This is a genomic window from Adhaeribacter soli (assembly GCF_008727925.1).
Lineage (GTDB): Bacteria > Bacteroidota > Bacteroidia > Cytophagales > Hymenobacteraceae > Adhaeribacter_A > Adhaeribacter_A soli.
Genome location: NZ_VTWT01000002.1, coordinates 166,640 through 186,872 on the forward strand (window position 1 = coordinate 166,640; position 20,233 = coordinate 186,872).

Below are 20,233 nucleotides of genomic sequence, written 5' to 3' on the forward strand. Positions count from 1 at the left end.
AAATAGGGGATACTTAGATATAAATGCATTCATCGGGAGAAATACTAATTTACAAATCGACTGAAGGGCGCCCGGAGATACAGGTTCGCCTTGAAAACGGCACTCTATGGCTTGATCAATATCAATTGTCAGAGCTTTTTCAAACGGATAGAACATCCATTGGCAGACATATCAGCAACATTTATAAATCTGGTGAGTTACAGGAAAACGCAACTTGTGCAAAATTTGCACAAGTTCAAAAGGAAGGCAGCCGGGAAATTAAACGACAAATAAAGGTTTATAATTTAGACCTGATTATTTCTGTTGGATATCGTGTAAATTCTAAAAGGGGAACACAATTTAGAATCTGGTCAACTAACGTATTAAAGGAACACCTCATTCAGGGATATTCTTTAAATCAAAGAAAGCTTGATGAACTAAAGAAAACCATCCAATTAGTAAATCGCACTTCCGAACAAATAGCAACGAAAAACCAGGAAACAAAAGGATTAATCGATGTATTATCAGATTATGCGCTTGCATTAGATATATTGGATGACTATGACCATCAACGACTTACAACGGACAACACAAATTCCAAAGTTTCCTATAAAATCAGTTATCAGGAAGCAAAAAAAGCAATTGAGCAATTAAAGCAAAAGTTTGGCGGTTCCTCGTTATTTGGGAATGAAAAAGACGACTCTTTTAAAAGCTCAATTGCCGTTATCGACCAGACTTTCGATGGTTTAGCCTTTATCCAAGTATAGAAGAAAAGGCCGCCAATTTGTTATATTTTATCGTTAAGAATCATTCATTCAGCGATGGAAACAAAAGAATTGGTGCCTGGCTTTTTTTGTGGTACCTGGAAAAGAACAGTTACCTTTATAAGAAAGACAGAACGAAAAAAATTGCTGATAATGCCTTAGTAGCTTTAACCCTCATGATAGCTGAAAGCAAACCGGAAGAAAAGGACTTAATGACTAAAGTTGTAGTTAACCTTATAAATGCTAAAAATGAGTGAAAGTATTTTGCTTTCTTATCTATTGCAAAAGTTTTTATTGCTGGTAGTTTATCCCCCCAAAACTTGCCTTTCCCACTCTTCCGGCGTAGCTTTGTATCAAACTTATTCGGCATGCGTACCAACGCATTCTGAAAACACTTAACGCATAATTTTAACTCATAACTAAAATAATATGGCTGTATTAGTAGGAAAAAGAGCTCCTCATTTTAAAGCGACTGCCGTTGTAGACGGTGAATTCGTAGAGAACTTCTCTTTAGATCAATACCTGGGCAAGAAACACGTACTTTTCTATTTCTACCCAATGGACTTTACTTTCGTATGCCCTACCGAGATCATCGCGTTTCAGGACCGTATGAAGGAATTTGATGCGAAAAACGTAGCCGTAGTAGGTTGCTCTACCGATACGCATTTCTCGCACTTCGCCTGGTTAAGCACCCCGCGCGACAAAGGCGGCATCGAAGGCGTGAACTACCCGTTAGTAGCCGATGCTTCTAAAACCATTGCTACGAACTACGACGTTTTAGCCGGCGAATACCACTACAACGACGAAGGCCAGATGGAATTTACCGGTGCTCCGGTTGCTTACCGCGGCCTGTTCCTGATCGACAAAGAAGGCATCGTGCGTCACCAGGTAGTAAACGACCTGCCACTGGGCCGTTCTATCGATGAGGCGCTGCGTATGGTAACTGCCCTGCAGTACTTCGAAGAAAAAGGCGAAGTTTGCCCGGCGAACTGGGAAGAAGGCAAAGAAGCGATGCAGGCAACCCGCGAAGGCGTTTCCAGCTACCTGTCCCGTCACTAAGTTTTAGATTGTTCGAATTTTCGATTGTTCGATTGTTCGACTTTAATTTCGATTGATCGAATATTCGATATTCGATTGTTCGACTTTTTTACCGGGAAACGGTACTGTTTTTAACAAAAAACCGCTGCAGTTTTGTAGCGGTTTTTTGTTTTTATTGATAGGTTGAATTTCCCTCCTGCCGTTGGTGGTGTTTTCATCCAGGTAGTCAGGCTAATTTCCGGAGACCTGTAGAGACGTAATATATTACGTCTTTCACAGCATTGCGACAAATATGCAACGGCTTGAACCCGATTTGTAGCTGACGCTTGCATTAATTACCACCTTTTGTACCCTGAATGGAGACGTAATATATTACGTCTCTACAGGCAAATTATCTTAGCCATACGGTTATAGTGAAAACTCCAACAACGGCGGATGGCGGGCTCCAATGGTAGAAAAACGCTACCGTACGAAACTGAAAAACCGCCACAAAACTGCAGCGGTTTCTACTATAAAAAGCGTTAACATTTCCCCTTTAAAAAGTCGAACAATCGAATATCAAACAATCGAACAGTCGGAATTAAATTCGAACATACGAACTACGAACCTACGAAAATTCGAAAAATCGAACTCACTCTTCCACTCGCATAATGTGCGTTGGGAAATATTCCTGCACCAGGTCTTTTACATCTACTTCGGTAAGCGATTTGGAGTAATGTTTCTTCACATCCGGGTACTGCTTTAATTTTTCCAGGTCGTAGAAACTGGCCGAAGACGTAAGCATCAGGATAATGATTTCCTTGTCGAATTTGGCTTTAACTTCTTTATACGCTTCCAGGAATTCGAACCCATCCATTACCGGCATTTTAATATCCAGGAACATGAGGTCCGGGCACGGGTAGGCTTCCTCGTTTCCGGCCTGGCAGGCTTTGATCAGGTAGTCGATTGCCTGTTCGCCGTCTTTCAGGACCACGATCTTTTCGGCGGCATTCAGGCTTTCGAGTAAGCGCTGGTTCAGGTAGTTGGTCGTATCGTCGTCGTCTACCAGCAGGATGGTTTTTAAGGGCAGTAATTTTCTCATGCGGTTGGATTTTTTACTTTATGCGGGAGCGAAATCCGGAAGGTAGTTCCCTGGTTTACTTCACTTTCCAGTTCTATGGCGCCGCCCTGGTTCTGCACCAACCGGTTTACAATGTATAAACCGATGCCGGAACCGGGAACGTGGTTGTGGAAGCGCTTGAACATCTGGAATAATTTTTCCTTATGCCGGGCTAAGTTAATACCTAATCCGTTATCCTGCACGGTTATTACTATACAGTTATTCTTTATCTCCGATTTAAAATGCACTTCCGGCTTCCGCTCCGAAGACCGGTATTTCAGGGCATTGCTCATCAGGTTATAGATCACGCTTTTCAGGTTTACATGGGAAAAATAAACTTCCGGCGCGGGCTTAAAATCGGTGGTAATTTGCGCATCCGATTCCTTGATCATGTCCTGAATGCTGAGTTTAACTTCTTCGGTTACTTTGGCCAGGTCCACAAATTCCAGGTTCTGTTCGGCATTCTTCTGCACTTTTACAATGTCGGCAAGGTCCTGAATGGTGCTGTTTATCTGGGTAAGGGATCTATGGAACATGCCCATCAGCTCTTCGGCATCCGGGGCAGCAAAAGTAGCCGATTTGGTTAATTCCGTAAAAATGCGCGACATGCTGATGATCGGAAGTTTCAGGTCGTGCGAAGCGGTGTACACAAAGCTATCGAGGTCGGCGTTGGCTTTTTTCAGGTCTTCGTTCGTTTTAATCAGCTCTTCCTGCCATTGCTTTTGCTCCTCGATATCGGTGCAGGTGCCAAACCACTGGGTAATGTCGCCGTCGGCATTGCGACGGGGTTGTGCCTGGCCCAAAAACCAGCGGTAAATGCCATCCTTGCCTTTGAAACGGTACTCTATTTCGTAAAATTCGCCGGTTTCCAGGGAGTGCTGCCACCGGTTGAAAGACCGTTCGCGGTCGTCGGGGTGCAGCAGGTTGTTCCACATTTCGGTTCCCTTGCTGGCTTCCACGTCGTAGCCGGTATAATGGATCCAGCGCTGGTTAAAGTAATTGTGGAAGCCTTTTTCGTCCGTTACCCATACCAATTGCGCAATAGAATCGGCCAGGAACTGGAAACGCTCTTTTTCCTCCAGTAATTCTTCCGATAACTGAAACGCCGCCCGTTTGGCCAGTACCTGTTCGGTAACTTCGGTGGCCAGGATCAGCACGCCTTCTATTTTGCCGTTAAAATCGCGGAAAGGCTGGTAGGTGAAATCGAAATAACCTTCGGACAACTCGCCGTTATTTTCGCGGTCTACCATTACCTGGTTTTCCCAGAAATATTGCGGCCGGCCGGTGGTATAAACCTGGCGCATCTGTTCGGTGAGGCCTTGCGCGGCAATTTCCGGCCAGGCTTCACTCAGGGGAATGCCTACGCAATTCCGGTTCCCGAACAAACTCTGAATACCCGGCGAAGCAAAGTCGATGATCTGTTCTTCGCCTTTAATTAAACAGAAGTGCGCGGGCGCCTGGCTTAAAATGCGGTGTACCTTTTCTTCCTGTTCCTGTAGTTTCTGGGTAATTTTTTTCTGATCGTCGATATTGGTGCAGGTGCCCGTCCAGCCGATAATTTCGCCTTCGGGGTTGCGGTTGGCTACGCCGCGGGTCAGGAACCATTTGTATTCATTTTCCGGCGCTTTTAAATACCGGTGTTCTATTTCCACGTCTTCGCCCGTTTTCAGGCAATGCTCCCAGTTCGTTACGGTTTTCTCCAGGTCAGCCGGATGCATAAAAGCCGTCCAGCCTTTTTCGTAAATTTCTTCCAGGGAAATTCCGAGGTATTTGGGCCACTGCTGGTTGTAATAATGCACGGTTCCGTCGGGCATGGCAGCCCAGGCCATTTGGGGCATGCTTTCCATTACGCTCCGCAACCGGGCTTCACTTTCCCGGGCTTCTTTTTCGGCTTTTTTATCGCGGGAAATATCGATCATGGCGCCCACCACGCGGTAAGCCTTGCCGCTGCTGTCGCGCAAAACGCCGGCCCGGTCCAGAATATCGGCATAATGCCCGTCTTTTAACCGGAAACGATATACTTCCGCCCAGTTAGTTTCACCGGTATCGATGGCTTTATGAATACTGGCTTTCACCCGTTCCAAGTCTTCCGGGTGAATGTGCGTAAACCAGGAATCTACGGTAGGTTCTATTTCCTGGAGAGGATAACCGAAATTCATATTGAACCCGGGGCTCCACCAGATCTCGTCGGTTTTCAGGTCCCAGTCCCACACCACATCGTTCACGCTTTGGGTTACCACCCGGATCAGTTCTTCGTTGCGCTGGGCTTCCTCGCGCTCCAACACCTGTTTGGTGACCTCGGTAGTATGATGAATCAGGCCAGCAACTTCCTTTTCGTTCGTAAAGATAGGCGTATCCACTATATCCCAGAACCGCTGTTCAAAAGCACCGTTAGCACCAGGAATATCGTAACGCAGGCAGCTGATCCGGTTCGCTTTTTTGCTTTGGATCACCTGCTGCATCGACTCTTTTAATGGCCCAACCTGCTTTCTTTCCGGCAATTCCGGATTATCCGGAAAAATATCGAAGACGTATTTGCCCACGATATCCTGACGCCGGGTGCCGGTGGCGGCCAGATAATCGTCGGAGGCATTTTGAATAATAAGGCTGGTATCCAGAATAAGGTATTCGCCGGGAATGGCATGTAAAATAAACTCAAGATCGAAAGACCTGGCAACAGAAGATTCCGTCATGGAAAGGCAAGGTTATTTAAAACGGGACAATTTACCCAAATTACGTTTAAACCCGGAATTGCGGAAAAGGTTTTGGTCTGGTCGAATTTTCGTAGGTTCGAATTTTCGTAGATTCGTAGTTCGTAGGTTCGTAGGTTCGTAGGTTCGAATTTTCGATATGCGAATTTTGGTCAGGACTATAGCCTCTTGCCACAAAAGAGCATTGGCAATAAAAAACGATTTCTAAATTGAATTCATTGCTATCTGCTTTAGCGGACTGTTTTAAGAATTAGCAAACATGCTGCTATCCGTCAGCTAAAGCAGACGGCAATGAATTTCTTTTTCTTTTTGTTAGTCCTTTCAGAGGAAGAAAATAAAATCCTCCCTCCTTTCTATTTCAGCTTTTCTCTTTTATAAACCGTACCTTTGCCCCAATAAAACGCTACCGTTCTAGCCAAAAAAAGTCAAAAAATCGAATTACGAATCTACGAACATTCGAACCTACGAACATACGAGAAATGCTTTACAATCTATCCATCTGGTTTTACTGGCTGTTCGTGCGGCTGGCTTCGCCTTTCCATAAAAAGGCAAAGCTGATGCTGGAAGGTCGTAAAAACCTGTGGCCGGAACTGGAGGCAAAACTGCAGGGTAATACTTCACCGGTAGCATGGTTTCATTGTGCGTCTTTGGGCGAATTCGAACAAGGCCGACCGGTTATTGAAGCATTTGCCAGACAGTACCCGGACTATAAAATTGCGTTGAGCTTCTTCTCCCCTTCCGGCTACGAAGTGCGGAAAAATTATGCCGGGGCGCATTACATTTTTTACCTGCCGAAAGATTCTGCTAAAAATGCCCGGAAACTGGTAGCTCTTTTAAAGCCAAAACTGGCGGTATTCGTGAAATATGAATTCTGGCATTACTTTACCCAAGAACTGAAAACCAACAACGTACCGGTCATTTCCATTTCCAGTATTTTCCGCGAAGGCCAGCTTTTCTTTAAACCCTACGGAGGCTTTTACCGGAATATCCTCCGAAATTTTTCCTGGTTTTTCACCCAGAATGTGCACTCCGAAACCCTGCTGAAAAGCATTGGCATCACAAACGTTTCGGTGGCCGGCGACACGCGCTTCGACCGGGTTTTGCAGACGGCAGCCGGCGTGAAGCAAATTCCGGTAGTCGAGAATTTTAAAGCCGGCAGGGAAGTTTTCATTATCGGAAGTTCCTGGCCCGAAGACATGCAGGTGCTGGTGCCGTTCATTAAAAAGCATCAGGCCGAACTGAAATTCATTATTGCCCCGCACGAAATTCATGAAACCGAAATCGCTAAATTGAGCAGTGAATCTGCCGGAACCGCCATCCGCTTTTCCGAAGTTGCAAACCGTGATTTGTCCGACTACTCGGTGCTAATCATCGACAATATCGGCATTCTTTCCTCGCTTTATAGTTACAGTTCGTATGCCTTTATCGGCGGTGCGTTCGGCAAAGGGCTGCACAATACCTTAGAGGCAGCCGTATTCGGTCTGCCGCTATTCTTCGGCCCGAAATACCAGAAGTTCCAGGAAGCCAGGGATTTGGTTTCTTTGCAAACCGCCTTCCCGGTAAACAACTTAAGCGAGCTGGAAACAGTATTCGAAAACGTGAAAAAACCGGCAACCAAAAACGCTATTGCTGACCGCCAGAAAATCTACATTCAGGAACAGGCCGGCGCTACTCAAAAAATTATGGATTGGATCTCCGCAACGCTATGAAAGGACTGGTATTAAAATCGACGGGCTCGTGGTACGTGGTGCGCAAAGAAGACGGCGGGCTTTTACGGGCGCGCTTACGCGGCAAATTTAAAACCAAGGGCCTGAAACTGAGTAATCCGGTGGCCGTGGGCGATCATGTAACTCTGGAATTGGAAGGCGAAGAAGGCACAGCCGTGATCACCGAAATCGCCCCACGCACGAACCACATCATCCGGAAATCGATCCACAAAACGGCGCATGCGCACATCATTGCTTCCAACATCGACCTGGCTTTCCTGGTGGTTACGCTGGTTTCGCCGCGCACTTCCTTTGGCTTTATCGACCGTTTTCTGGTTACCGCCGAAGCCTACCACATTCCCGTAACGCTGCTTTTCAACAAGATAGACCTTTACGACGAAGACACGCTGCAATACCAGGAACGCGTGCGGCAGATGTACCGGCAGATCGGTTACGAAAGCGTAGCCTGTTCGGCAGCCGAAGGAATCGGTATCGAAGAAATTCAACAGCTTTTAGATCAGAAAGTGACCTTGTTCTCCGGGCATTCCGGCGTAGGAAAATCTACCCTGGTAAATACCCTGGTTCCGGACCTCGATCTGAAAACCACCGAAATTTCCGCCTACTCCGACAAAGGCGTGCACACTACCACCTTTGCCGAAATGTTCGAAATTGGCGAAAACACGTTCCTGATCGATACCCCCGGCATTAAAGAACTTGGCGTGGTGGATATTCCCAAACCGGAATTGAGCCATTACTTTCCCGAAATGCGCGACCTGCTGCAAAGCTGCCGTTTCAACAACTGTTTGCATTTAAATGAACCCGGCTGTGCCGTGCGCGAAGCCGTGGATGCCGGTAAAATTTCACTTACCCGCTACGACAGTTACCGGAGTATTCTGGAAGATGAGGACAACAGACGTTGAGATAGGAGTTAAGAGTTAAACTCATTTGTAGCGTAGGGTTTAAACCCAATGCCGTCAACTTAAGGCAAAAGGGCTCTTCCAGACATCTGTGTCTGGAAGCAATCTGCCGGGGACATCTGTGTCCCCGTATGAATAAACGCGGACATGGATGTCCGCACCAGAGTAAGTTTCAGACACAGATGTCTGAAACAGCGATTATTATTAATTCATAATCCTTAAGTCTGTAGCATTGGGTTTAAACCCTACGCTACAGACTTTTCAGGTCAAAAACCATAGCATTTTTACAATTAATAGCTCTTTTCCTCGTCATCTCGACGTCAGGAGAGATCTCCGGAATAAGGCAGCAAGTCTGAATAATTGGTAGTACCAACCTAATGAGATTAGGCTCTGCCGAACCTTCGGTTCCTTACTCCGTTCGAGATGAACAAAAAATATTAAAAAATTCTGATACCTGATACTTTCTACCTGATACTACTAAAACTATGAAGATCGAAAATTCAACCTTCCTGATAACCGGCGGCACCATGGGCATTGGGTACGCTACGGCAAAAATGCTACTGGAAAACGGCGCAAAAGTAGCCATTACCGGCCGCGACCAAACCCGCACCGAAACCGCTGCCAAAGAATTAGGGGCTTTCCCCATTACCGCCGACGTAGCCAACCCGGAAGACATTAAACGGACTTACCAGGAGTTTTTGCAGGAATTCGGCAGGCTCGATTGTTTGATCAACAACGCCGGTTTAGGTGTCTTCAAAAGAATTGAAGATTGCACCGTAGAAGATTTCGAATACATTTACCGGATCAACGTTTTTGGCGCCGCTTTAATGGCCGGCGAAGCCGCGAAGCTTTTCAAGCAGCAGAACTCCGGCAACATCATTAATATTGCCTCTACGGCCGGTACCAAAGGGTTTGAAGGCGGCAGCATTTACGCTTCTTCCAAATTCGCCTTGCGAGGCATGACCCAGTGCTGGCAGGCCGAACTCCGGAAGCACAACGTACGCGTAATTTTAATTAACCCAAGCGAAGTTACTACCGCCTTTAACGTGGCCACACGCGAAGAAAAACCGGAAGTACCCAATAAACTCCGCGGCGAAGAAATTGCCCACGCCATAAAATCGGCCCTGGAAATGGACGACCGCGGCTTTATTCCGGAGCTAACCGTTTGGGCTACTAATCCGTTTTAAGGAAGAATTCTTTAGTAAAAAACGCTACACTTTGCAGTAAAAAAGTGTAGCGTTTCTTTGTTTCCAATTTAATTTAAAGTTGCAGGCAGGCTATTTACAGAAATTCTAAAGATGCTGCTCAATTAAAGCTAGGTTAGATAAATAATGCTGCTGCAGCGGAATGAACTGAATTTCCGGTGCGGCAGCGCGTAAGCTGGCCTTTACTTTGTTCAGGGGTAAATATTGCAGCTTCACAATTTCTTCTTTCTGAAAATTGAAATCCGCCAGCTCCAGGTTTGTCCGGTACAGAAAAATACCGGCATGCTCCCGGTCCAGCAGCTGTGCTACTTTATCCTGCCCGTCTATTTTGGTTGTGGTAATAAATTCCAGGTTTTCCGGTTCTGGCTTAAGACCAAGTTCCTCGCCCAATTCCCGCAAGGCACAGGCCTTATAACTTTCGCCCGGCGCCAGGTGGCCGCCTATGCTTACATCCCAAAGCATAGGAAACAGGTCTTTTGCCGGACTCCTTAAGTTACAAAGCAACTCGTTCCGGTAATTAAACACATAAACCTGGGCAGTACGGTGCCAGTGGCCGGATGCATGTACCTCCCGGCGCAAAAGCTGCTGGTTCGTGGGTTGGTTATGCTCATCGAAGATCTCCAGATATTCCTTCATAGCTGCAAGGTAAAATTTTTCAACGGTTCCGGCTTCATGCCGCCTACCAGGCTTTAGCCGGAAATTCTTACCTTTGTTCAGCAATTTCTTTAACGGCGCTGTCTTCTTATGGCTCAACATACTTATTTTCTGGATCGTAACCGGGAAGAACCTTTATTGCTAAGCTGGGGCTTTAACTGGAAACAGCTAACTGTCAGCTATAAGGGCCAGCAATTAGGTGAAATTGCTAACAAAAAAGCCCTGATCCAGGGGCAGGATTTTCAGCTGCCCGATAACCGCACAGTAAGCGTTAAACTGAAAGGCAGCTTTATGCCGCAATTAGAGGTGCTGGTAAATGGCGAGCCCCTTGCCGGCAGCGCCACAGATCCGGAAATGATCATCAGCCAGATCTTTAAACTTTCGATCATCCTGGCTGGTTTAAACTTTACTTTAGGCCTGATCGCTTCTTTCTGGCCAAATGAGCTTCTGCTACGGTTAGGTATGGGCCCCGGAACTGTATTTACAGGAATACTGATAGCGGGGCTTGCATATGGCATAAAAAAGCACTCGATGGCGGCTTTACTTGCCTCTATCAGCTTCTGGATTTTAGATTACGGCCTGGGAATTTACTTTGCCTCACAGTCGCCGGGCGGCGTTAACCCTGGCTCCGGACTTGTTATGCGGATGATTATTGTATTTACTTTATTCCGGGGCATAAACGCCCTGAAAGAACTAAAACAGAAACGGCTACCTGAAACTCAGGTAGCTTCACTTTAAATTTACTAAACAATAACTATATGAAAACTGCTGAAATCATTACCGACAAAGGCACCATGAAAGTAGAATTCTACGAAAAGGATGCCCCGAAAACGGTTCAGAACTTTGTTGACCTGGCTGAAAAAGGCTTCTACGACGGGCTATCTTTTCACCGTGTAATTCCTGATTTCGTAATTCAGGGTGGCTGCCCGAACTCCCGCGAAGGCGCCAAAGGGGTTCCGGGTACCGGCGGACCAGGCTATAAAATTGACTGTGAACTAAGCGGCGAAAACCAGTATCACGATCGCGGCGTTTTATCAATGGCGCATGCCGGCCGCAACACCGGTGGTTCCCAGTTCTTTGTTTGCCACAGCCGCAAAAATACCGCCCACTTAGACCGCAATCACACCTGCTTTGGTAAAGTAGTGGAAGGCCTCGATGTGATCGACCAGATCAAAGCCGGCGACCGCATTCAGAAGATCACGATCACGAATGTGGAAGGATAATTGATTTGGAGATTTGAAAATTTGGAAATGAAGCTTCAAATCTGAAGAATTCTAAAAGTAAAGGCCGGGAAGTTTTCCGGCCTTTACTTTTTTCAGGGAAAATGGTAGCTTTTTAGTTAATAAAACTGGCGCAAGTGTTAAGCGAAAGCGTCACTTGGGTCTAATAGACAGAAACCAGTCTCCGGACTGGCGGATTAGGAAATCAGAAATTACATATTCTAAAAAAAATCCTCCTCTGTTTTTAGAGGAGGATTTAGGAAGGCACACGGAAGTCTGGAGACTTCCTTTTGTTCGTCAGGCCCAAGTGACGCTTTCGCTTAACACTTGCGCCAGCTACAACCAAACAATTTCCAAATCTTCAAATTTCCAAATCTTCAAATCTAAATCCCTAACACTTCCTTTCCCTGTTCAAAAACTACATCTACCGGAATGTTGGCTTCTTTCAGGCGATTCAGGTCTTGCTGGAGTTCCGGGCCTACTTTGCCTTGTTCGGTGAAGAGCTTTTTCACGCCTTCGTAGTCGCCGTTGCCCTGCAGGGTTAAGAGAATTTCGGAAAGCTTGTTCATGGCCTGCTCCATTTTGGCGTAGTCTACGCGGTAGGTTCCGGTTTTAGCATCGCGTTGAAAAGCGCCTTGCTGGGCAAAATAATTGAAGCGCACCATATTGGCCTGTCCGTGGGCTTCGCCGGCGCCAAACCGCACCGAACGGATCACGCTGGCCAGGAAAGTAGTGTAATAATCTTTCAGGTCGCCTTCTACCATGCCTTTTTTATGCAGCTGCGTGATCATGTACAAACCCAGGATATCGGCTTTGCCTTCTTCAATGGCGGAACCCTGTTCTTTCAGGGCTTCGCGTACCAGGCCTTTGCCATTCACGGTTTTCTTTATGCCTAAACCATGGGCTACTTCGTGGAACATGGTGGTAGCAAAAAAGGCATCGAAAGTCAGAAATTGCCTTTGCTCCGGCGCAATAAGCATGTTGCCGATCGGCATCAGGATCTTATCGAACTTGGCCCGCATGGCGTTTTTTAGTTGCAGGCGGCGCGCGCCTTTTTTCAGCTGTACTTCTTCGTCGTTAGGCAGGTTTATGGCTATGGTTTTACCGCCGGTGTTGCAATGCCCGGCATAGTATAATACATCGTAAGCATTCAGGTCGGCATCGGTACCCGGTTTTTCCGCTTTGTATTTGGCAGGTACCGGCAGGCCGCGCTGTAGGTCCGGCAAGGTAGCCGCGTATTTTTCCAGGCGCTTGCTCCAGTCCAGATCTTTTACCAGCACGTAGGCTTCGTGGGCGGCTTTGTAACCGAAAAGTTTGTCTTCATACACCTCGATCGGGCCAACTACAAAATCGATGGTATTGGTTTTCATGTCCATCCAGGCCAGGTCGCTCGGCTGGTAATTGTCTGTCAGTAAGGCTTCCGCGCGTAAGGTTAGGTATTTTTTCAGACCCGGGTTTTCGGCTAAAGCAGCGGCACGTTTTAAAAGATCGGAAGCCTGCTTTACCTGAGCGGCATACGCGGTGCGGTACGGAACGGTGATTAGCTTTCCGTTGGCGTCGCGGCGCAATAAGGTGTACTGGCTCGTTTTATCAGGCAGGTTGGCGCTTTCAAATTCTTCCCGGGTCATGTTCTTCGGGTAGAAATTAGCTCCTTCTGGCTTGGGTCCTATGCCGGGTACAAACGGTTTATCTTCTTCCAGCCGGTCCCAGGGACCGTAATTCATTTCGATGTAGCGCTTCAGGTTAGCATCCGTCGTAGCATTGAGCAGGGAATCGTAGCTGCCATAGGTTTGCTGCTTGAAAATGGCATCCATAATTTTGGCGCAATCCAGCAGGATCGGGATCATTTCTTTTTCCTTTGCCGTGAGCTTGCTCAGATTCGCGGTCAGGCGAACGGGCGCGTACTGCCTGATCCGGTCGGCAATGGTAGCGGAATGGGCGGCATGAGCAGTATCTGCAGTGGCAGTAGTATCGGCGGGCAGGTTCGCGGCATCGGGTATTTTAGCAGTTTCCTGCACTTGGCGTTTATTTTCGCAGGCAAAAACGAGCGAAGCAGCAGTTACGGTTAGCAGGAGGTTTTTGCGGATCATCGGAATAAATGGCAGTAATGAATTCGAACAAATTGAAACAGCTAAATTTAAGATATGTATTCAAGAAATGAAATATTCCGGATGAATTAGCGCGTCATAATTTCACTTTATTAAAAAGAATACCTGAATTACCCTACCGAATAGCAATTCCGCCGAAATCTGCTTAAATTTCTACCCCGTTTTTGAACAAGGGCTTCTTTATGCATACGAATACGCTGCCGGCACAGGCCGATACCGGCAAACAGGTTATTGTTGGTATTAACAGTACCATTTTGTTTCTATTGGCTTACCTGATGTGCCATATTGCTTACCAGGGCGCTACTATTATGACCGCCATGAGCAACGGCATCCAGACCGAACTCTTCCCGGGCCACATACAGTTCAAGCTCTTCGATTCGCAATGGGAAACCAATGCCGTAATTTCTACCTACGCGGCCGGCCCGTTCGTGTGCCTGGCCCTTGCCTTTATTTTTTTCCCGCTTTTCAATTTGTATAAAACCAAACGCGGGCTGAAAAAAGTATTCTTTCTCTGGGCCACCCTGCACGGCCTGAATACTTTTTTCGGAAGCATGGTGGCAGGCACCCTGGTAAAAGGCGGTTTCTGGTACGCCGTGCGCTGGGCCGTAATCAGCAATGCCCTGGCCGGATTTGTTGCGTTCATTTTCTTTCTGGTACTGATCGGGATCGGTATTTTAATGGCGCCGGCTTTCTTACAAGCCTGCGATTCCAAAACGCTCATGAAGTTCACCAACCGGCAGAAAATGCTGTTTACCACCGTTTTCATGCCCTGGATCGTCGGCTCGCTTTTTATTTATTTGCTGAAGGTGCCGGATTTTCAGCTCTACGAAGGCCTGATCTTATTATCCCTGAGCCTTGTGCTGATACCGGTATATTTCATGAACCAGCATAACCTCTTCAGTCAGACCATTCCGGCGCCGCAAAAAACGAAAATTGCCTGGGCCTCCTTAATCATTTTACTGGCTGGGGCGCTTATTTTCCGACTTAGTTTGATGAACGGTATCAGTTTCGGGTAAAAACCCGCGCTGTAACTTTTCGGGCAGGAATCAGTTTTAGAAGGTAATTCAGATCTAAACGCTGTAAACCTGCTTAAAACAATGAAATTACTTTCTCCCCTGAATCCGGTTCTGTTTTCGGCTATGCTGGTGGCGGCGCTTTGCAGTTGCGAACGCACCAAAACCACCCAGACCGAAAGAACCACTACCGACCGCGATACCACAGCCGTTACCCATACCGAAACCCGCACCAAAGCCAAAGACGAGCTTCACGAATTCCGCGACTGGGTAAATGCCAAAACCTCCGGAGCCGACAGCAATGCCCGGGAACGCTGGCCGAAAGTAAAAGAGGAATTTAAAACCAGAACCGATAAACTGGAAAGTCGGCTCGATACCATGTCGGCCAAATCGAAACAGGAGTACGCTGAGCTGAAATCGCGTTACAAAGCCTGGGAGCAAAAGCAGGAAAAACGGGAAGACCGGCCCCTGGACCCCAAAAAACTGACTTCGATCCGGCAGCAGTTGCTCGGCAAACAGAGCGACCTGAAAACAGTTACCAGCGCCAATATCCGGCAGACCTACGAAACCCTCCTGCAATACGTGCGTGGCACCCACAACTCCTGGACACCCGACGACTGGGATTATGTAGATTATATTTACAGCGAACTCAACAACCGCAAAGACGAAGTAGAAGGCGATATTTCCACGAAAGATGGGCTGAAAATAAAAGCCCTGCAGGGAGAATATTTAGGCTATGAAGCTGCCGCCGACACCAAAGACGCCGCCCACCATTTGAAAAAGTAATACCACCGCTTACCGTTTTAAATATAGCTCAAGTGTCCGCTTGTGCTTTGCAGATAAGCAGATCAAGATAATGTAAGCACAAGCGGACGCTTGCGCTATAAATTACCAAAATTCTATTTCTATGAGATACATTACTTTTGTTTAGGTATAAACCTGCTTAAGAAAAAAAGTTCTACCAATAAAATAAAAAAACGCCTGCTTCGGAATCTCCCAAAGCAGGCGTTTTTGTTTTCAATAGCCTTCAACAGAAAGGCAACTTACATCGCTTTCTGGTTGATATAGCCTTTTGCCAGTTTATTCAGTTTGGTATCGGCGTTTTGTTCTTCCTTCAGCGTTTCTTCCAGAATTTTAGCTACGTCGGTCAGGCCGAGGCGCTCGGCGTAGTGGTGCGCGGTGCCGTAACCGGAAATTTCGTAGTGCTCAATGCGCTGGGCTTCCGCAATCAGGCCGGCATCTTTCACTTCCGGTTCCGCATCTTCGTGGATCATTTCTTCGCCTTCCTCGATCAGGCCTTCCATGGCTTTGCACTTCATGCGTCCCGGGCTGATGCCGATCATTTCACAAACCTGTTCCAGACGGGCTTTTTGCTCTTCGGTTTCGGCCAGGTGGTTTTCAAATGCGGCTTTCAGTTTCGGGTCCTGGGCTTTTTTGGCCATTTTCGGCAGCGCTTCCAGCAATTGTTTTTCGGCGCTGTACAGGTCTTTTAACTGGTGGTGGAACAGTTCCTCGAGATTCTTCAGTTTTGGCATGGTATTAGGTTGTTTTTAGTTAAGTTTCGGACTTGAAAAGGCAGGCTGAAAAGGCCAGCGCCCGAGCCCTATACGCGGTTATCCGGAAAGCGTTCCCGCACTTTTCCTTTTTTTCGAAGGGTAGCAGGGTATCTTTTAGGTCCGAAAAAACGTTACCTATGTAATTAATCTTTCGTTTTCATGCAGTGTTCGGTAAAGGCTAGCGGTTGTTCGGCTCTTTTTAATTTCTTTTTCTTCTTCGTAATTTTTTCAGGGATCTTGTTTTCCGGTTGCCGGCAAAAGCCGGAAGGGCAAGCTGTTGCCGCGCCGGCCAAGTACACCAAAACGATCTCCGAGATCCAGAAAGGCAGCCTGATCGAGGCCCTGCAAACCGAATCGCATTGGGTCGATTCGGTGTACAATTCGCTTACCCCGGACGAACGCATTGCCCAGCTGATGATCGTGGAAGGGTATTCGAACCAAGGAAAAAAGTACGAAAAAGACCTGCTCATGCTGGTTAAGGAATACAAAGTGGGCGGCATCATTTTCTTCCAGGGCGGACCGGTACGACAGGCGAAACTTACCAATAAACTGCAGGCGGCCTCTAAAGTACCTTTAATGCTTAGTATGGATGCCGAATCGGGCGTGGGCATGCGCCTGGACAGTTGCGTGCAATACCCGCTGCCCATGCTTCTGGGCGCGGCCCGCAACGATACCTTTGCTTATAAACTGGGGTCTGAAATTGCCTACGAATTCCAGCGGCTGGGCATGCACATCAACTTTGCGCCGGTTGCCGACGTGAACAACAATCCGAAAAACCCGGTTATCAGTTTCCGTTCCTTCGGCGAAAACAAAGAGATCGTTACTTCCAAAAGCATTGCCTACATGCGCGGCATGCAGGATAATAACGTAATGGCGGTAGCCAAGCACTTTCCCGGCCACGGCGATACCGATGTAGATTCTCACTTCGATCTGCCGGTAATCACCTTTAAACGCCACCGCCTCGATTCCCTGGAGCTTTACCCTTTCCGGGAAATGATCCGGACGGGTACCGGCGGCATTATGGTGGCCCACATGAACGTGCCGCGCCTCGACACTACTACCAAACTGCCGGCCAGCCTTTCCCGCCCTATCGTAACCGATCTACTGCAACTGGGCCTGGGTTTTCAGGGTTTGATCTTTACCGATGCCATGGTAATGAAAGGCGTAACCAAGTATTTTGCGCCCGGGGTGGCCGAAGTAAAAGCCCTGCAGGCCGGCAACGATGTGCTGGAACGGTTGGTAAGCGTACCTACGGCCCTTAAAGAAATTAAGAAAGCCATTGCCCGCGGCGATCTATCGCAGGAAGACCTGGACCGGCGCTGTAAAAAGATCCTGAAAGCCAAGCTCTGGCTAGGTTTGAACCGGACGCCGCACGTGGAACTGAAGAACCTGCAGCAGGACCTGACTTCGGCAAATTCCCGGATCCTGAACCAGCAACTGGCCGAAGCTTCCGTTACCCTGCTTCGCAACCAGAACCAAACCTTACCCCTGAACTGGTCGGAGTTGCGCAAAAAACGCACGAAAGTAGCCACGCTTAGTTTTGGGGCCTTTAAACCTACGGTTTTCCAGAAAATTGCCGAAGACCAGATCCAGGCGCCGGCCTATACGCTGGCCCGAAGCAAGAATAAAGCCCGCGAACTGCAGAAACTCCGGAAAAATTTAAAGAAGTACAAACTGGTTATTATCAGCATTCACGGGCGGGGCAATCAGCCGAGCAACAACCTGGGCTACGGCAAAGCCGAAACCGCTTTAATAAACGAGCTGGTAAAATCGGGCAAGGCTATTGTGTGCTTTTTCGATAATGCTTACGCCCTGAGCCAGTTCGAGGAACTGCAGCATGCCCGCGCCTTGCTGGTGGGCTACCAGCAATTGCCGGCCGTGCAGGAAGCCACCGCCAAGATCGTGTTCGGGCAATTGCAGCCGCGCGGCCGTTTGCCGGTAACGGTAAGCAGCCATTTTAAATACGACGCCGGATTAGCATATACCCAGCTACCTTCCGTAAATTCGCACCCGGTAATGCCGGCCCTGGACAAAAAAGCGAAAAAGCAATTCGAAAAGCATCGCATAAAAGCCAAAGTGGCCCGCAATTAAAAGAACCAGAAAACAGTATGCGGATCCGGAAAAAAGTAAAAGTATTGCTACCGCTGGAAGGCGGGAAATTTATTGCCCTGGGCGTTTTTGTGAAAGCGGCGGAAAAGGAAAAATGGACCGAAGAGGAAATCCAGTACGTGATTGACGAAGTGGTGGAAGCCAGCGAAAGCGAAGGCCTGAAGGTGCTGCAGGATTATGTGTTTTAAGCCTGAATGCAGCAGAAAACGGTAGCATTTAGCCACAAAAAAACCGGTCTGCAGAAAACCGGAACAGCTTGTTTTTGAATACCGAAAGATCCGTTGCCGAACAAGCCGGCAACGCTTTCGGGTTTTTGCCCTTAAGAAACCGGAGCTTTTTTCTCGGCGGGAGGGGTAGAAGAAATATTGCCGAATTCATCTACGTAAGCGAGCATGGCATCTAAAGAACCGCCGGCGGAATTTTCGTGGCGTTCCTGCTTACGCTCTTCTTTTTCTTTTCTTTTTTTAAGTCTTTTCTGTTCTAATTGCTTTTTAATAAAGCTGTTCTGGGATTTAGCCAAGTTATATGAATTTAAAGGTTAAATCGGGCTCCGGTAAAAACGGAAACCAGATCAAATAATTGAAACTGCTGAAGATTGGGTATTCGGAAGAAATAACCGCCCTAAAGAAATGTACAGCCTGATAAGACTGCTATACAATAGCTACAAATTGTTTTCTGCTATAATTCAACGAAGTTGCTGAAGTTGGGGAAAGGCAGCGATGGAAGAGGAGAAATCCTGTCGGTTCCGGAATTTTCGGAACAGCGACCTTTAGGGCAGGAACCAACAAAATGATTGCTTATTAACGGAAGTTACGCAAGTTTTTGATGTCCCCCTTTGGAGGAGGTAGGGGGAGAATTTTCACTTAATTTGATCTTCTTTAAAAATCAGATAATTCTCCTGTCCTCCCCCTACCCCCTCCAAAGGGGGACTTTTCTCCTGTTTACTTAAGATCCGTTATTAAATAAAGGTAGAAAATTAATATTACGAATCCTAAAGCCAGCCTTTCGCGCCGGTGCGGTTCCGAATTTCGCCTTACATACTGAAGAATGATTCCTCTTTCCGGAAACCTGAAGAGAATGAGCTGGTTAGATTTCCCATTTAAAACCTGAAGCATTCAACTATCCGGGAGTGAATGCACCAATTAATTATTCCGGTAAAGATCTTACAGCCAAACACATAGCAAACAAGGAATTTAAAATTGTAAAACCTTAAGTATAAATTGAAAAATATTTTGAACCTTTGTTTACCAGAAAACGTAATGCTGGTATAATAATTAATAATATGAATAACGGAACAGTAAAATTCTTTAACGAGACGAAAGGCTTCGGTTTTATTAAAGACAACAATTCAAACACCGAGTACTTTGTACACGTTTCTGGTCTTATCGACGAGGTAAGAGAAAATGACAACGTAACTTTCGAGCTTCAGGAAGGAAGAAAAGGACTTAACGCCATTAACGTTAAACGCGCTTAGTCTTTTATATAAAAGAGAAATCGCTTAAAAGCCCTGCCCTAACCGGCGGGGCTTTTTTATTTGCCTGCCCCCAAAGCATTTCAGGGATTAAGAAAGAAGATCTTTGAAGGTTTGGAGGTTAATTAAACCCCTATAAGTATTCTTAGCGCACCGCCCAGTTCCGGGCAGCGTTTACATCCTGAAAATATTCTACCGGATAAGGCAGGCGCGGGCGCATCTTGCTCATCATGCTGCTCATGGCCATCTGATTGAACATGTCGTCGGAAACCACAATGGCCCATTTTTCAATATTCAGCGTAAGGAATTCGGGCAACCATGTATTTACACTCCACTCCTGATCGGCCTGGCGGATCGCTTTCATCTCCTTCATGTTCGAAACCCAGCGCTTAATACCGTGCAAGCGCGAAAGCTGCACCGCTTTGGTGCGTGCTTCCTGAAACTCTTCACTATTGGCAAACCCATGCCAGGTAAGAACAAGCAGGTTGTTTTCCTGCTCGAGCTCAATAGTGGCAAACGGCTTGTCGAAATAGATCATAGGCACTTAAAAAAAATTAACACCCCTGAAAACAGGGCATCCTGACTGATAAAAGTCATTCCATCGTTCAAAGATATTTATTTTAGTAAATGCGTGCAAGCCACTACGTTTTTGGTTTCTGCTTTAAAAACGGTAGCCGGTTGCA

General features: G+C 47.0%; 20 protein-coding genes. 13 read left to right on the plus strand and 7 right to left on the minus strand.

Annotation, left to right across the window (positions count from 1 at the left end):
- The first annotated feature begins 23 nt into the window (after window positions 1-23).
- From F0P94_RS04240 to F0P94_RS04245, 3 genes are all read left to right on the plus strand, one after another.
- A complete protein-coding gene (locus tag F0P94_RS04240) occupies window positions 24-746 on the plus strand; it encodes a virulence RhuM family protein (RefSeq protein ID WP_225307116.1) in 723 nt (240 codons plus the stop codon).
- A gap of 17 nt (window positions 747-763) precedes the next feature.
- Entirely contained in the window at window positions 764-1,000 is a 237-nt protein-coding gene (locus tag F0P94_RS19835; protein ID WP_262714323.1) for a Fic family protein, read from the plus strand.
- 172 nt (window positions 1,001-1,172) lie between these two features.
- A complete protein-coding gene (locus F0P94_RS04245; protein WP_150902572.1) occupies window positions 1,173-1,802 on the plus strand; it encodes a peroxiredoxin in 630 nt (209 codons plus the stop codon).
- Window positions 1,803-2,412: 610 nt separating this feature from the next.
- Here the strand turns inward: F0P94_RS04245 and F0P94_RS04250 are convergent.
- Together F0P94_RS04250 and F0P94_RS04255 are read right to left on the minus strand one after the other, a co-directional pair.
- Window positions 2,413-2,862 carry a response regulator gene (locus F0P94_RS04250; protein ID WP_150902573.1) on the minus strand — a complete coding sequence of 150 codons (450 nt, stop codon included), beginning with the start codon at window positions 2,860-2,862 and terminating at the stop codon, window positions 2,413-2,415.
- Window positions 2,859-5,573 (minus strand): PAS domain-containing protein, encoded by a 2,715-nt coding sequence (locus F0P94_RS04255; RefSeq protein WP_150902574.1) that lies wholly within the window; start codon window positions 5,571-5,573, stop codon window positions 2,859-2,861. The genes F0P94_RS04250 and F0P94_RS04255 overlap by 4 nt, the downstream gene beginning before the upstream one ends.
- A gap of 497 nt (window positions 5,574-6,070) precedes the next feature.
- On the opposite strand from F0P94_RS04255, the gene F0P94_RS04260 reads away from it, so the two are divergent.
- The 3 genes from F0P94_RS04260 (at window position 6,071) to F0P94_RS04270 (ending at window position 9,401) form a co-directional block, all read left to right on the plus strand.
- Window positions 6,071-7,300, plus strand: coding sequence for a 3-deoxy-D-manno-octulosonic acid transferase (locus tag F0P94_RS04260; protein WP_150902575.1), 1,230 nt, complete (start codon window positions 6,071-6,073; stop codon window positions 7,298-7,300).
- Window positions 7,297-8,217: a ribosome small subunit-dependent GTPase A gene (rsgA, locus tag F0P94_RS04265; protein WP_150902576.1), complete on the plus strand. Its 921-nt coding sequence runs from the start codon at window positions 7,297-7,299 to the stop codon at window positions 8,215-8,217. The genes F0P94_RS04260 and rsgA overlap by 4 nt, the downstream gene beginning before the upstream one ends.
- A gap of 482 nt (window positions 8,218-8,699) precedes the next feature.
- On the plus strand, window positions 8,700-9,401 hold the full coding sequence (locus F0P94_RS04270; protein ID WP_150902577.1) for an SDR family oxidoreductase: 702 nt from the start codon (window positions 8,700-8,702) through the stop codon (window positions 9,399-9,401).
- 105 nt (window positions 9,402-9,506) lie between these two features.
- On the opposite strand, the gene F0P94_RS04275 is transcribed toward F0P94_RS04270, so the two are convergent.
- On the minus strand, window positions 9,507-10,055 hold the full coding sequence (locus F0P94_RS04275) for an NUDIX hydrolase (protein WP_191906911.1): 549 nt from the start codon (window positions 10,053-10,055) through the stop codon (window positions 9,507-9,509).
- 108 nt (window positions 10,056-10,163) lie between these two features.
- Here F0P94_RS04275 and F0P94_RS04280 point away from each other — a divergent pair, with 108 nt between their 5' ends.
- Together F0P94_RS04280 and F0P94_RS04285 are read left to right on the plus strand one after the other, a co-directional pair.
- The gene (locus F0P94_RS04280) at window positions 10,164-10,811 is read left to right on the plus strand and encodes a hypothetical protein (RefSeq protein ID WP_150902579.1); all 648 of its coding nucleotides are present in this window, start codon (window positions 10,164-10,166) and stop codon (window positions 10,809-10,811) included.
- A gap of 20 nt (window positions 10,812-10,831) precedes the next feature.
- Window positions 10,832-11,296, plus strand: coding sequence for a peptidylprolyl isomerase (locus F0P94_RS04285; RefSeq protein WP_150902580.1), 465 nt, complete (start codon window positions 10,832-10,834; stop codon window positions 11,294-11,296).
- A 380-nt stretch (window positions 11,297-11,676) separates the two neighbouring features.
- Here the strand turns inward: F0P94_RS04285 and F0P94_RS04290 are convergent, their stop codons facing one another.
- On the minus strand, window positions 11,677-13,383 hold the full coding sequence (locus F0P94_RS04290; protein ID WP_150902581.1) for a dipeptidyl-peptidase 3 family protein: 1,707 nt from the start codon (window positions 13,381-13,383) through the stop codon (window positions 11,677-11,679).
- A 200-nt stretch (window positions 13,384-13,583) separates the two neighbouring features.
- Between F0P94_RS04290 and F0P94_RS04295 the strand changes: the two genes are divergently transcribed.
- Both F0P94_RS04295 and F0P94_RS04300 read left to right on the plus strand, forming a co-directional pair.
- On the plus strand, window positions 13,584-14,417 hold the full coding sequence (locus F0P94_RS04295) for a hypothetical protein (protein WP_150902582.1): 834 nt from the start codon (window positions 13,584-13,586) through the stop codon (window positions 14,415-14,417).
- An 81-nt stretch (window positions 14,418-14,498) separates the two neighbouring features.
- Window positions 14,499-15,200, plus strand: coding sequence for a hypothetical protein (locus F0P94_RS04300; RefSeq protein ID WP_150902583.1), 702 nt, complete (start codon window positions 14,499-14,501; stop codon window positions 15,198-15,200).
- Between the two features lie 257 nt (window positions 15,201-15,457).
- Here the strand turns inward: F0P94_RS04300 and F0P94_RS04305 are convergent, their stop codons facing one another.
- Window positions 15,458-15,949 carry a YciE/YciF ferroxidase family protein gene (locus F0P94_RS04305; protein ID WP_225307117.1) on the minus strand — a complete coding sequence of 164 codons (492 nt, stop codon included), beginning with the start codon at window positions 15,947-15,949 and terminating at the stop codon, window positions 15,458-15,460.
- 180 nt (window positions 15,950-16,129) lie between these two features.
- Here F0P94_RS04305 and F0P94_RS04310 point away from each other — a divergent pair, with 180 nt between their 5' ends.
- Together F0P94_RS04310 and F0P94_RS04315 are read left to right on the plus strand one after the other, a co-directional pair.
- Window positions 16,130-18,061 carry a glycoside hydrolase family 3 protein gene (locus tag F0P94_RS04310; RefSeq protein ID WP_150902584.1) on the plus strand — a complete coding sequence of 644 codons (1,932 nt, stop codon included), beginning with the start codon at window positions 16,130-16,132 and terminating at the stop codon, window positions 18,059-18,061.
- Between the two features lie 17 nt (window positions 18,062-18,078).
- Complete coding sequence (locus F0P94_RS04315) at window positions 18,079-18,267, plus strand: hypothetical protein (protein ID WP_150902585.1); 189 nt, start codon at window positions 18,079-18,081, stop codon at window positions 18,265-18,267.
- A gap of 131 nt (window positions 18,268-18,398) precedes the next feature.
- Here F0P94_RS04315 and F0P94_RS04320 read toward each other — a convergent pair whose 3' ends face one another.
- Entirely contained in the window at window positions 18,399-18,599 is a 201-nt protein-coding gene (locus F0P94_RS04320) for a hypothetical protein (protein WP_150902586.1), read from the minus strand.
- Between the two features lie 762 nt (window positions 18,600-19,361).
- Between F0P94_RS04320 and F0P94_RS04325 the strand changes: the two genes are divergently transcribed.
- On the plus strand, window positions 19,362-19,553 hold the full coding sequence (locus tag F0P94_RS04325; RefSeq protein ID WP_150902587.1) for a cold-shock protein: 192 nt from the start codon (window positions 19,362-19,364) through the stop codon (window positions 19,551-19,553).
- A gap of 142 nt (window positions 19,554-19,695) precedes the next feature.
- Here the strand turns inward: F0P94_RS04325 and F0P94_RS04330 are convergent, their stop codons facing one another.
- Window positions 19,696-20,088 (minus strand): hypothetical protein, encoded by a 393-nt coding sequence (locus F0P94_RS04330; RefSeq protein WP_150902588.1) that lies wholly within the window; start codon window positions 20,086-20,088, stop codon window positions 19,696-19,698.
- Between the last annotated feature and the right edge of the window lie 145 nt (window positions 20,089-20,233).